Source organism: Bacillus sp. ISL-51, assembly GCF_018613535.1.
Taxonomy (GTDB): Bacteria; Bacillota; Bacilli; order Bacillales; family Bacillaceae; genus Bacillus.
In genome coordinates this window covers 136,947-149,819 of sequence record NZ_JAGGQB010000006.1, presented here as the reverse complement: position 1 = coordinate 149,819, position 12,873 = coordinate 136,947, and the positions used below count along the sequence as shown (strand labels likewise).

Below are 12,873 nucleotides of genomic sequence, written 5' to 3'. Positions count from 1 at the left end.
CTTTTCATCATACAAATTTTTCACCGCCGGCACAACTGACTTACGGCTTGAAAAAAACTTCTCTGGTCAAGAGAAGTTTTTATGCCCCGTACTGAGCCCACAGTTCTTCCAGGAGCCCTGACAAATACGGCGTATGATGAGTAATGATGTCCGCAAGCGTTGATTGTGCGAGCATCTGCTGAAGCGCGCTTACCGGCAATACGGATGCGATATACAGCAAGATAAACGCAAATAAATAGACTTCCAGAAAACCGAGCACACCGCCAAACAATTTGTTGATCTGTTTAATGACCGGAATGCTGGCTATGATATTAAGCGCCGCTCCGATGATCCGAAGCAGAATTTTCGCGATGATAAACAAAATGACAAACGCGATCGCGTTGTAATAGGCCGTCTCTACGTTACCTTTAATAAAAGAAAGAGCCGCCTGGCCGCCGGAAAAATCAGGCGCCGGTATAAAGCTCAAATGCGGAGCCAGATTTTTATAAAAAAGCGCCGCAAACGCAATTGACAGAATAAAACTCGTTAAATATATAAATTGCAGGATAAATCCTCTTTTTAATCCAAGCAATGTGCCCATCAGGAGCAAAACCAAGATGATGATATCTATCATATGCTGTTCATTCCTTTTCTTTAAGCTGCCGCTCCAGTATTTCATATTTTTCTTGGAGTTTCATATAATCATGCACCACATTGACCGCAGTCAAAACAGCGAGCTTATTTATATCAAGATATGGATTTTTCTCGTTGATTTCTCTCATTTTATCATCAACCATTCCGGCCACGTGGCGCATGTGCGCTTTGCTTTCTTCCCCGATAATGGTGAAGTGCTGGCCGTAAATGTTAACTGTCGTTTTCGTTTTTTTGCCGTCAGACAACGTTTCTCCTCCATTCCGCGAGAATCCTAGTTCCTATCATACCATGATTAGCGTTTGAATGGAAAGACGAGCCTCAGGCTGTTATGATACACTGGTATATACAGTGAAAAGTGCCAAAAAAGGAGATTATATCGTGTCCCATTCTGTTATAAAAGTTTCCGCTTCCGCTATTGAACAAATGAAACAGTCCTATGCCGGCTCCCTCACTCCGTCCGTGCCGCAGGGCGCCGTCTTTCAGGCTAAGCCGCCGGGCTGTACCATTACAGCCTATCGCTCAGGAAAGGTTTTGTTTCAAGGAAAAAACGCCGGAACAGAAGCCGCACGCTGGGGAACGGCTGAGGCGCCCAAAGCCAAAAAAACAGCCGTCAAAAAAGCGGCAGATCCGCTCTACGTTCCCCCGGCGCACATCGCCTCCATGTCGGTGATCGGTTCTGATGAAGTCGGAACCGGCGATTATTTCGGACCGATTACGGTTGCCTGTGCGTACGCGGACAAAACGAAGCTGGCTTTAATGAAGGAGCTGGGAGTAAAGGATTCAAAGGATTTAAAAGACCCGCAGATTATTGAAATTGCCAAACTTTTGATCAAAACCATTCCTTACAGCCTTCTTGTATTAAAAAATGAAAAATACAATCAAATGCAGGAAAAAGGCATGAGCCAAGGGAAAATGAAGGCGCTCCTTCATAACCAGGCGATCTCCAACCTGCTGAGAAAAATGGACGGCGTGAGGCCGGAAGCGATTTTGATTGACCAATTCGCAGAGCCCGGCATTTATTTTAAGCATCTGGCGGGAAGAGACATCGTAAAAGAAAAAACGTATTTCAGCACAAAGGCGGAAGGCATACACCTCTCCGTCGCAGCGGCCTCGATTATTGCCAGATACTCCTTCTTACTTGAGATGGATAAGCTTTCCCGCGAAGCCGGCATGACGATTCCAAAAGGCGCGGGGCCGCATGTCGATGAAGCCGCGGCAAAGCTGATCATCAAAAAGGGCGAAGGCTCGCTCCGAACGTTTACAAAGCTCCATTTCGCCAATACTCAAAAAGCGAAACGCCTTGCTGAACGGAAGCGGTCATAGGAATAAAAAAAGCTTGCAGATTCATCTGCAAGCTTTTTTATTATCCTCTCAATACAGCCTGATACGTTTCTTCTAGCGCTTTCAGCACTTTATCGTGGACTTTTGTCACTTCTTCTTCTGTCAATGTTTGTTCCGGGTTGACATACTGCAATGAGAACGCGACGGATTTTTTCCCTTCTTCCATATGCTCGCCTTCGTAAACGTCAAATACAGTGACTTCTTTCAGAAGCGCGCCTCCCGCTTCTTTGATGACGGCTTCGAGCTGTCCGCTTGTGACGTTTTTATCTGTTACAAGCGCGATGTCACGTGTAACAGACGGATATTTCGGAATCGCGGTATACACGACCGGTTCCGTTTCCGCCGTCAACAGCATATGCAAATCAAGCTCGAATACATAAGTTTCTTTAATATCAAGCTCTTTTTCCATTGCCGGGTGCACTTGGCCGATAAATCCGGCGAGCGAACCGTTTAAGAGAATATTTGCCGTCCGGCCGGGATGCATGTTTTTGCGTTCCGACTGGACAAATTCGATCCTGTCTGACACATTCAATTGGTGCAGCAGGCCCTCGACAATTCCTTTAACAACAAAGAAATCAACCGGTTTTTTCTCGCCCTGCCATAAGTTTTTGCGCCATAATCCGGTAACGGCTCCGGCGACCCGTTCTTTTTCAACGGGCTTCGTGTTTTCTTCCCTCGTCAGGAATACAGAGCCTGTTTCATACAATGCGACGGAATCAGTCTGTCTGGCCAGATTGTATGATAATGCCTCAAGCAGATTAGGGACAAGGCTGTGTCTGAGAATGCTTCTTTCCTCACTCATCGGTAAAGCGAGCATAGTGTTGAATGATTTTTCAATGGCAAATGCGGCGGCTTTTTTATCATTTGTTAATGAATATGTTGTCGCCTGTGATAGACCGGCGCCTTCAAGGAAACGTCTGACTTTCCGGCGTTTTGTCTGATACGGTGTCAAACCGCCTGTCGTGCCCGCCGTTTCCGGTAGCGTGGACGGAATGTTGTCATACCCGTACAGTCTTGCCGCTTCTTCAATTAAATCTTCTTCTATTTTAATATCCCTCCGGCGTGACGGCACCGTAACGACGAGGACATCTTCAGCTTCACCGACTGAAAAACCGAGTCTTTTATAAATGCTGACCATTTCTTCTTTCGTGATCGACATGCCGAGCACGCTGTTCACTTTTTCAACAGAAACCTGAATGTTATTAGCTTCAATGGTCAGATGGTTTTCTTTCACTGTGCCTGACAGCACTTCGCCGCCGGCATACGCCTGAATCAGCCCGGCAGCCCGTTCAGCCGCAAGAAGCACGCGGGCGGGATCAATGCCTTTTTCATATCTTGTGCTTGCTTCACTTCTCAGCCCGAGGTCTTTCGACGCTTTGCGGACGGTCTGCCCGTCGAAATAAGCGGCTTCCAGTAAAATCGCGGTTGTATCTTCACGGACTTCCGACTCAGCTCCGCCCATTACTCCTGCAACGGCTTGCGCTTCTTCACCGTTTGTGATGACCAAGTGTCCGTTTGAAAGCTTCCGTTCCTGTTCATCAAGCGTAACGATGGTTTCGTTTTCCGCCGCTTTTCTGACGACGACCTCTTTAGAGCCGAACCGGTCGTAATCAAAAGCGTGAAGCGGCTGGCCGTATTCCAGCAGGACGAAGTTTGTAATGTCCACGACGTTATTATGCGGGCGGATGCCTGCATTCATCAGCTTCGTCTGCATCCAAAGCGGAGACGGGCCGATTTTGACGTTTTTAATGATTTTTGCAGCATAGAGCGGGTTGGCTTCCGTATCTTCAATCTTGACGGAAATAGCTTCCGCTGCTTTTTCCGCCGCTTCTTCATATGAGGTCTGCGGAAGCTTTACCTCTGTCCCAAGAATGGCCGCGACTTCATAAGCCACACCGAGCATGTTCATCGCATCGGCGCGGTTCGGCGTTAAGCCCAGCTCTAAAATCGCATCATCTAGCTGAAGAGCCGCTAATGCGTCAGCTCCCGTTTCGGCATCGCTTGGAAAAACGAAAATGCCTTCTGCATATTCCTTCGCCACGAGTTTGCTTTCAATGCCGAGCTCCTGAAGGGAACAGATCATGCCATGTGATGCTTCGCCGCGCAGCTTTGCTTTTTTGATTTTGAAATTGCCCGGAAGCACGGCTCCGACTGTGGCAACGGCAACCTTCTGTCCTTTATCAACATTCGGGGCTCCGCAGATGATTTGCACGGGTTCGTCAGCGCCTATATCGACAAGGCATTTATTAAGCTTGTCGGCATTCGGATGCTGCTCGCGCTCAAGCACGTGTCCGATGACAACACCTTTTACGCCTTCGCCCTTGTACTCAATACCTTCGACTTCAATTCCGGCTCTTGTAATTTTTTCTGCGAGCACGGCCGGGTCCATTCCCTGCAAGTCAACATAATCTTCTAACCATTTATAAGAAACAAACATGTGTATCCTCCTCTTACGCCTGTGTAAACTGCGAAATGAATCTGACATCGTTGGTATAGAAATGGCGGATATCTTCAATGCCGTATTTCAGCATGGCGATACGCTCAACACCCATTCCGAAAGCAAAGCCTTGATATTCTTCCGGGTTAAATCCTGCCATTTTAAGGACGTTCGGATGAACCATGCCGGCGCCGAGAATTTCGATCCAGCCTGTTTTTTTACAGACGGAGCAGCCTTGTCCGCCGCACTTAAAGCAAGTCACATCCACTTCGACAGATGGCTCTGTAAATGGGAAAAAGCTTGGGCGGAGTCTGATTTCACGATCCTGGCCGAACATTTTTTTCGCGACCAACTCAAGTGTGCCTTTCAGGTCGCTCATGCTGATCTTGCGGTCCACGACAAGCCCTTCGATCTGCATAAATTGGTGGGAGTGTGTCGCGTCATCGTTATCGCGGCGGTACACTTTACCCGGACAAATGATTTTGACAGGGCCTTTTCCTTTATGCTTTTCCATCGTCCGCGTTTGGACGGGGGATGTTTGTGTTCTCATCAGCATTTCCTCTGTAATGTAAAAGCTGTCCTGCATGTCGCGGGCCGGGTGTTCTTTCGGCAGATTGAGCGCTTCAAAGTTGTAATAATCCGTTTCCACTTCAGGGCCTTCTTCAACGGTATAACCCATGCCGATAAATAAATCTTCAATTTCTTCCACGACGACTGTCAGCGGATGGCGCCCGCCGACATTCACCGGGCTGCCCGGCAATGTAACGTCAATTGTCTGGCTGCTGAGTTTTTTATTCATTTCTTCTTGTTCAAGCTGTTCATTTTTCGCTGTAATGGCTGCTGCAATGCGCTCTCTCACTTCATTGGCGAGCGCGCCCATTTTCGGGCGTTCTTCTGCGGACAGCTTGCCCATGCCGCGAAGCACTTCTGTAATCGGTCCTTTTTTCCCGAGATATTGCACCCGAATGTCGTTTACTTCTTTTAATGAGCTTGCCGCTTTTACTTTTTCTGCAGCTTCCAGTTCAAGCTGTTTAAGCTTCTCTTCCATCATGCATCCTCCTTTTATATAAACAAACCGTTCTATGCCTTTTTTTGAAAACAAAAAAACCCGCCCCTTGCAGAAGGGACGAGTTGTGGCCGCGGTACCACCCTTTTTAAGGCAGACTTATCTGCCGACAGCTTCATTGACATAACGGACACTACAGTTCCGGTTCACCTTTACGCGCGTTTTGCGCGGTCCCGGTGACAACTCGAGAGGTGAAAATCAATTTCCGAGCTGCGATAAAAATGCTCTCAGTCAGCGGCATTTTCTCCCTGGAAGGCAGTGATGGCAAAAATTGATGTCCTCTGTCACGGTTTTTACATTATTGCTATCTATTATAGTGAAATTCTCAGCTCCGTGCAACACTATCCTCTGAGATGGTACAGGAGGATAGCCGCCGCTACCGCCACGTTCAGCGATTCTGCCTGGCCGTACAGCGGAACGTACAGATTGAGGTCTGTTTTTTGCAACAGGCCGTTATTCACACCTGCTCCCTCGTTGCCGACGATTAACGCAAAAGCCTCCTCAGGCTTCACGCTCTGATAGGCCGCCCCGTTTTGAAGCGCCGTGCCGTAAATGGCGACGCCGCGCGCCTTTAAGTCATCGACGAAGGTTTCGAGAGGACGTTTTAGTATCGGAATGTGAAAATGAGATCCTTGAGCCGAGCGCAGCGTTTTTCCGTTATAAGGGTCTGCTGTTCCTTCTCCAAGGACAACGGCGTCTATTCCCGCCGCATCGGCCGTACGGATCATCGTTCCGAGGTTTCCCGGATCCTGCACGGCATCTATCAGAAGCAGCCGCTTCAATTCATCCGGTTTCTCAAGGGGCATATGGCAGACAGCGGCAATCTGCTGCGGCGTTTCCGTTTCTGTCACGGCGGAAAACGCATCTTCACTCAGCACATAACACGGGATGCTCATATCCAGGTCAGCGGGAATGGCGCTCTCATTTTTCACAAGTATTTCTTTTACCGTTCCCTTAGCTTTGAGGGCTTCTTCTGTGAGATGCTCTCCTTCTATAAGAAATGTGTTCGTTTTGGTTCTGTCTTTTTTCGTGTGAAGTTTTTTCCAATCCTTCACTTTTTGGTTTTTTGCAGAGTCGATTCGTTTCACTTTATTCCTGTGCTCTCCTTTTTTCAGGCATGTTGTTATTATATCTCAAGAACAGCACATAATAAACCGCGTGCGCGGTAAGAATATGCGTATCACATACAAGAAGAAGGAGCGGTTGAAATGGATCTTAATTTACGCAACGCCGTTATTGCCAATGTAACAGGCAATAACCAAGACCAGCTTGAACATACCATCGTTGACGCCATCCAAAGCGGTGAAGAGAAAATGCTCCCGGGCCTCGGCGTGTTATTCGAGGTTCTTTGGCAGCATGCGTCAGAATCAGAAAAAAATGAAATGCTCAAAACATTAGAAGGCGGTTTAAAACCTGCTCAATAAGCGTAAACCGGGTGATGGGACACCCGGTTTTTTTTGTATAATAATGGCGAGGGGGATCGCCATGCTGCTACAGCCTGAACTGGCAAAAAAAATGATTGCCGAAGTGAAACACATGTACAGCCGTGAAGTGATTATCACTGATACCGAGGGGATGATCATCGCCGGCACAAATGAAACGCGCATCGGCCGTTTTCATGAAGGCGCGCTGATCTGCGCGCGCGAAAAGCGGAATGTGATTATAACAAAAGAAGATGAAAAACAGCTTGAGGGGGTCAAATCCGGCCTCAATCTTCCCGTCTTTTCAGGGCATGAGGTCATTGCTGTGTTCGGTTTGACCGGAAAACCGGATGAGATATTGCCTTTTGGAGAATTGCTCAGAAAAATGACAGAGCTTTTCATCAAAGAAGCGCGCCACATGGAGCAGGCGCAGTGGCAGGCAAGAATGCTCGAATCCTTTATGGTTGATTGGCTGCAATTAAAAGAATGGTCGCCGGGCTTTTTGGAAAAGGCGAAGCTTCTCGGAGCAGACCTCAGCTCACACCGCCAAATCATCCTGATTCAAGGTGCCTATCACCAACATGAAGCGGAGCAAATGGGCCGGCTTTGGCAAAACGAATGCCCTTCGGATCTGTTTGTACGCTGGGGAAATGAGCGCATTCTCATTAACCATAAAACAGGATCCGGCTCTAAGGAACAGCTTATCAGAAGGATTCGAGCCATTTTTACGAAGCCTGTCATGGCAGGAATCGGCCGGACTGTCCCGGGACCGCGTCTGCCGGAATCATATGAACAAGCCGAGAAGGCGCTTACTGTCGGCATCGCAAAGCAGCAAGCGGTTTATGAAGAAGACTTAAAGCTCGACATGTGCCTCGCCGATATCAAGACCGGCACACGGACGGAATTTTCACAGCGGGTCTTTCAAAACGCGCTTGAACACGAGGAGCTGCTGGATACGCTGCGTGCTTTGTTCAGCCGGAATTTATCGTTAAAGCGCACGGCAGCTGACATGCACATTCATATCAATACATTGCGCTACCGCCTTTCAAAATTAGAAACGCTGACAAAAATGAAGCTTGATCATCCCGAAGATATCACGGCTTTTTATTTAGCGCTCCGTTTTTTAGATCAAGATACAAAATAGGCAGAATACAAGGCTCTTTTTTCGGATGTTTCTCCATAGTGTGCTGGTTTGTTTTTCTTTACAATAAAACGAAAACGCTTTTCTTATCAAGGAGGTTGGGAGAAAGTGATTTCACGAGAAGCAAAGGAGCAGTTCATCCGGGCTGTCGGGCATGAGAATTATGATGACTCAACGGCGGGGCGCCTTGTTTATTCCTATGATGCTGCGCCGCAGCTGCAAGCGATGCCGGATGCGGTGATAGCCCCCCGCTCCGCGGAAGACGTATCACGCATTTTAACCATTTGCAGCGAGCACGGAATTCCGATTGTGCCAAGGGGATCAGGCACAAATTTATGCGGCGGAACGTGCCCGTCTGAAGGCGGACTTGTTCTTTTATGTAAACATATGAACCGCATTCTTGATTTAGATGAAGAGAATTTGACTATCACCGTTCAGCCGGGCGTGATTACGCTTGATATGATTCACGCGGTCGAACAAAAGGAGTTATTTTATCCTCCTGATCCAAGCAGCATGAAAATATCGACAATCGGCGGAAATATCAATGAAAATTCCGGAGGACTGCGCGGTTTGAAATACGGCGTCACCCGGGATTATGTGCTTGGCCTTGAAGCCGTTCTGGCCAATGGTGATATTATCCGCACCGGCGGAAAGCTGACGAAGGATGTCGCCGGTTATGATCTCACAAGACTTTTCGTCGGATCAGAGGGCACGCTCGGCATTGTGACAGAAGCGACATTAAAACTTGTGCCGAAGCCGGAAACGAAAAAAACGCTTCTTGCACTCTATGAAAATATTGAAGCAGCGGCGGAAACCGTTTCTGCGATCATAGCTGAGAAAATCATTCCGGCAACACTCGAATTTTTGGATCAGCCGACGCTGCAGGTCATTGAAGATTACGCCAAAATCGGACTGCCGACAAGTGCAAAAGCCGTTCTTCTGATTGAACAGGACGGTGCCTATGATACTGTCACACGAGATATAGAAAAAATTGAAGCTATCTGTAAAAAAGGCGCGGCCGTGTCGGTTCAAACCGCCAAAACGGAACAAGAGGCGTTTGCCCTTACAGAAGCCCGGCGATCCGCATTATCTGCGCTGGCCAGGCTGAAACCGACAACGATTTTGGAAGATGCGACCGTACCGCGGTCACAGATCGCTAACATGGTCAAAGCCATTAACGAGATTGCTGAAACATACAGCCTTTCTATTTGCACATTCGGCCATGCTGGCGACGGCAACCTTCACCCGACGTGCACCACTGATATCAGAAATGAAGAGGAAATGGAACGTGTCGAAAAGGCCTTCGCCGATATTTTTGAGAAAGCGATTGAACTTGGCGGAACGATTACGGGTGAACACGGAGTCGGCATTGTGAAAGCGCCGTATTTAGAAATGAAACTGAAAAAAGAAGGAATCTCCGCGATGAAAGCCATTAAACAGGCGCTGGACCCGCATAATCTGTTGAACCCCGGAAAAATATTTGCCAATCCTGCAAGAAAACGCGTGGTGGTGACGAAATGACAACGGCAAAGGAAAAGAAAGAGATTCAGGAAGAATTCAAAAACCGCATGGATGAAAGCGAATTGCTGAACTGTATGCGCTGCGGCTTCTGCCTTCCTTCCTGTCCGACTTATATCGAATCCGGCTTTCAGGAATCCCATTCGCCGCGCGGCCGGATCGCGTTAATGAAAGCAGTCGCCGACGGGCAGATTGAACCTGATGAAGATGTTGAACGTTCGCTTGCGCTTTGTCTCGGGTGCCGGGCATGCGAGCCTGTCTGCCCTGCCGGCGTCAATTACGGGCAGCTGCTTGAGGAAGCGCGGGACATCATCAATCAAAACAAAAAACATACGCCTGGCGTGCGCCTTTTACGAAAGGCCGCCTTTAAAGGGCTTTTTCCCCATCAAAACCGCATGCAGACAGCCGCCGGGCTTCTCGGGCTGTACCAGCGGTCAGGCTTGCAGACAGCCGTCAGAAAAACCGGTATGCTCCGCATCCTGCCTGAGCATTTGCGTACGATGGAAAAAGTGCTACCTCCCGTCCCGAAGCGGAAAGACATGAAGGAACGTCCCCGTTTTCTTCCGGCCGCACACTCCGTTCAAAAACGGGCCGCTTTTTTCTCCGGCTGTTTAATGGATACTTTGTTTTTAGCAACCAATCATGCGACGACATCGCTTTTACAGAAAGCGGGCTGTGAGATCGTGATTCCGGACGGTCAGGCGTGCTGCGGCGCGCTCCACGGACACAGCGGAGAAAAGGAAACGGGAAAAGAACTGGCCAAACGGAATATCGCAGCCTTTGAAGCCCTTGACGCTGATTATATTATTACGAACGCCGGCGGCTGCGGCGCCTTTCTTCAGGATTACGCACATTTATTAAAGGATGAGCCTGAATGGGCGGAACGGGCCCGTCATTTCGTACGGAAGCTCAAGGATTTTTCATCGGTATTGGTTGAACTGGGATTTCATGAAAAGAACTTACAGGCGCAAACGCCGCATATCGTCACTTATCAGGACTCCTGCCACCTCCGCAATGTCATGCACACGTCAGAAGAGCCCCGTCAGCTGCTGAAAAGCATTGAAGGGGCCGAATACAGAGAAATGGAAAAAGCGGACAGCTGCTGCGGATCTGCGGGTATTTATAATATTGTGGAATCTGAGATGTCTATGAAAATATTAGACAGCAAAATGAAATCAGCAAAAAAAACAGAAGCCGCTGTTATCGTTACAGCCAATCCGGGGTGTCTTCTACAGATGCAGCTCGGAATTCAGCGTGAAGGATTAAGCAGCCGGGTGCGGGCGGTTCATCTGGCGGACTATTTGCTGGAAGCGATGAATTTGTCATAACTGCTGAATACAGCCGCGGGGTACGGCTTGGTCTCCGCGGCTTTACTTTTTTAAAAAAAGCGAACAGGAATGCACCTGAAGCAAACGCTGGATCAAACAGATCATATTTGCTTCCTTATCGCAAGATACCTCTCGCTGTAACTTTTAAGTTCGTGCTGAACACTGACCGACAAATCCTCCAAATTCCAACATTATCCCGGAATCGACGCTTCCAATCTCGCACTCGGGTCTCGCCACATGTGCATCCATTTTTTCAAAGCCGCAATGATGATCACAAGCCCCAGCAGCAGCATAATAATGGATAACACGCCATTTGGCACATTGTAACCCGCCGCTTCGGGGTTCAAATACACATACCGCACCATCCAATAGCCTGCATAGTTGACAGTAACATATAAATAGGCGAGAGGAACCAGGCAAGTCAGCATATAGCGCCGTTTATCGGCAATTTTCAAAACAACGGTCGCTCCGATGATTAAGCCGACTGACGCCATAAGCTGATTGGATACCCCAAACAGCGCCCAGATTGAGCTGATATCACCTGAATACAGAAGATACCCCCACAGCAGGCAGGCGAGCGCGCTTGAAAAAAAGGAGCCGGGCAGCCAGTCTGTTTTTTTCAGCGGCTTATACAATTCACCGAAGAACTCTTGAATTAAATAACGGGCGACACGGGTCCCCGCGTCAATCGCCGTTAAAATGAAGACCGCTTCAAACATAATGACAAATTGAAAAAAGTATGAAGCCAAATGACTGAAAAACGGAATTCCGGTAAAGATATACGTCATCCCGACGGCCAGCGTAACAGCGCCGCCCGTTCTTCCTTCGAGGCTGAGTCCGATTTCTTTGCTCAGATCCGGCAGATGGACGACGTTCATTCCGAGCGCGCGGAACATCTCAGGCGTGCTGTTAATGGCAAAATAATCGGCAGGCTCAAGAGCCGCGGCGGCGATAAGCGCCATAATCCCGACAAGGCATTCCACAAGCATCGCCCCAAAAGCAACAGGCTTCATGTCGCTCCATTTGTCCAGCATTTTCGGCGTCGTGCCGGAACCGACAAACGCGTGAAAGCCCGAGATGGCGCCGCAGGCAATGGTTATCGAAATAAACGGCCAGACAGGACCGGCGATAACCGGGCCGCCGCCATGAATAAACTCGGTAAATGCAGGAAACTTAATGGCCGGATTAACGAAAAATACACCGGCGATCAAGGCGATGAAAACCCCTATCTTCATAAAACTGCTTAAATAATCACGCGGAGCCAGCAAAAGCCACACAGGAAGCGCGGCGGCAAAAAACGCATAGACGGGGAGGGCAATCGCCAGCGTTTTCGCATCAAGCGTCAGTATGTCGCCAAGTGCGGTTTTTTGCAGCCACGGCCCGATCACAACGCCGGCCATTAACAAAAGAAAACCGACAGCAGAAGCAAGCTTTAGATTTCCTGTTTTTTTATAATAAATTCCAACCCCCATCGCAATCGGAATCGTGATTCCTACCGCAAACGTTCCCCACGGGTTTTTCTCAAGCGCATGCAGCACAACCATAGACAGCCCCGCCATGGTGATCGTAATGATAAACAGCATAGAAAGACCCGTACAAAAGCCGGCCACGGGTCCAAGCTCGTCTTTTGCGACCTCAGACAGCGTTTTTCCATTTTTTCGCATTGATGCAAACAACACGACGATATCATGAACGGCTCCTCCGATCACAGCCCCGATCAGCAGCCACAACAGCCCGGGCAAATAACCGAACTGCGCGGCCAGGATCGGCCCGACAAGCGGACCGGCCGCAGCGATCGCAGCAAAATGATGGCCGAAAGACACCCATTTATTCGTAGGCACATAGTCTTTCCCATCCTCAAGCGTATGGGCCGGAGTCGGTGTGTGATCGGTGATTTTTAATACTTTCACCATCATAAATGTTCCGTATAAACGGTAAGCGATAGCCAATATACACATAGACGCTATTACGATTGTAATCGCATTCAT

11 protein-coding genes are annotated in these 12,873 nt (G+C 48.7%); 5 read left to right on the top strand and 6 right to left on the bottom strand.

Annotated features, from left to right (window positions below):
* Positions 1 to 79: 79 nt before the first annotated feature.
* Complete coding sequence (locus J7E26_RS09375; RefSeq protein ID WP_214798034.1) at positions 80 to 613, bottom strand: CvpA family protein; 534 nt, start codon at positions 611 to 613, stop codon at positions 80 to 82.
* A 7-nt stretch (positions 614 to 620) separates the two neighbouring features.
* Positions 621 to 878 (bottom strand): cell division protein ZapA, encoded by a 258-nt coding sequence (gene zapA, locus J7E26_RS09370; protein WP_003152533.1) that lies wholly within the window; start codon positions 876 to 878, stop codon positions 621 to 623.
* 133 nt (positions 879 to 1,011) lie between these two features.
* On the opposite strand from zapA, the gene rnhC reads away from it, so the two are divergent.
* The gene (gene rnhC / locus J7E26_RS09365) at positions 1,012 to 1,956 is read left to right on the top strand and encodes a ribonuclease HIII (RefSeq protein ID WP_214798031.1); all 945 of its coding nucleotides are present in this window, start codon (positions 1,012 to 1,014) and stop codon (positions 1,954 to 1,956) included.
* Positions 1,957 to 1,996: 40 nt separating this feature from the next.
* Here rnhC and pheT read toward each other — a convergent pair whose 3' ends face one another.
* The 3 genes from pheT to J7E26_RS09350 form a co-directional block, all read right to left on the bottom strand.
* Positions 1,997 to 4,411, bottom strand: a complete 2,415-nt coding sequence (pheT, locus tag J7E26_RS09360; protein WP_214798029.1) for a phenylalanine--tRNA ligase subunit beta — start codon at positions 4,409 to 4,411, stop codon at positions 1,997 to 1,999.
* A gap of 13 nt (positions 4,412 to 4,424) precedes the next feature.
* On the bottom strand, positions 4,425 to 5,459 hold the full coding sequence (pheS, locus tag J7E26_RS09355; protein ID WP_061523043.1) for a phenylalanine--tRNA ligase subunit alpha: 1,035 nt from the start codon (positions 5,457 to 5,459) through the stop codon (positions 4,425 to 4,427).
* A 359-nt stretch (positions 5,460 to 5,818) separates the two neighbouring features.
* Positions 5,819 to 6,565 (bottom strand): TrmH family RNA methyltransferase, encoded by a 747-nt coding sequence (locus J7E26_RS09350; protein WP_214798027.1) that lies wholly within the window; start codon positions 6,563 to 6,565, stop codon positions 5,819 to 5,821.
* 120 nt (positions 6,566 to 6,685) lie between these two features.
* Here J7E26_RS09350 and sspI point away from each other — a divergent pair, with 120 nt between their 5' ends.
* The 4 genes from sspI to J7E26_RS09330 all read left to right on the top strand — a co-directional run bounded on the left by sspI (position 6,686) and on the right by J7E26_RS09330 (position 10,885).
* Positions 6,686 to 6,901 (top strand): small acid-soluble spore protein SspI, encoded by a 216-nt coding sequence (sspI, locus tag J7E26_RS09345; RefSeq protein ID WP_013353118.1) that lies wholly within the window; start codon positions 6,686 to 6,688, stop codon positions 6,899 to 6,901.
* A 61-nt stretch (positions 6,902 to 6,962) separates the two neighbouring features.
* Positions 6,963 to 8,042, top strand: coding sequence for a CdaR family transcriptional regulator (locus J7E26_RS09340; protein ID WP_214798025.1), 1,080 nt, complete (start codon positions 6,963 to 6,965; stop codon positions 8,040 to 8,042).
* Between the two features lie 105 nt (positions 8,043 to 8,147).
* Positions 8,148 to 9,560 (top strand): glycolate oxidase subunit GlcD, encoded by a 1,413-nt coding sequence (glcD, locus tag J7E26_RS09335; protein WP_214798023.1) that lies wholly within the window; start codon positions 8,148 to 8,150, stop codon positions 9,558 to 9,560.
* Complete coding sequence (locus J7E26_RS09330; protein ID WP_214798021.1) at positions 9,557 to 10,885, top strand: (Fe-S)-binding protein; 1,329 nt, start codon at positions 9,557 to 9,559, stop codon at positions 10,883 to 10,885. The genes glcD and J7E26_RS09330 overlap by 4 nt, the downstream gene beginning before the upstream one ends.
* Positions 10,886 to 11,076: 191 nt before the next feature.
* Here the strand turns inward: J7E26_RS09330 and cstA are convergent, their stop codons facing one another.
* A complete protein-coding gene (gene cstA / locus J7E26_RS09325; RefSeq protein ID WP_214798019.1) occupies positions 11,077 to 12,873 on the bottom strand; it encodes a carbon starvation CstA family protein in 1,797 nt (598 codons plus the stop codon).

Excerpts from the sequence above, each read along its gene's own strand:
- J7E26_RS09375 (WP_214798034.1), bottom strand. The coding sequence starts at position 613 with ATGATAGATATCATCATCTTGGTTTTGCTCCTGATGGGCACATTGCTT.
- pheT (WP_214798029.1), bottom strand. The coding sequence starts at position 4,411 with ATGTTTGTTTCTTATAAATGGTTAGAAGATTATGTTGACTTGCAGGGA.
- pheS (WP_061523043.1), bottom strand. The coding sequence starts at position 5,459 with ATGGAAGAGAAGCTTAAACAGCTTGAACTGGAAGCTGCAGAAAAAGTA.
- sspI (WP_013353118.1), top strand. The coding sequence starts at position 6,686 with ATGGATCTTAATTTACGCAACGCCGTTATTGCCAATGTAACAGGCAAT.
- J7E26_RS09340 (WP_214798025.1), top strand. The coding sequence starts at position 6,963 with ATGCTGCTACAGCCTGAACTGGCAAAAAAAATGATTGCCGAAGTGAAA.
- J7E26_RS09330 (WP_214798021.1), top strand. The coding sequence starts at position 9,557 with ATGACAACGGCAAAGGAAAAGAAAGAGATTCAGGAAGAATTCAAAAAC.
- cstA (WP_214798019.1), bottom strand. The coding sequence starts at position 12,873 with ATGAATGCGATTACAATCGTAATAGCGTCTATGTGTATATTGGCTATC.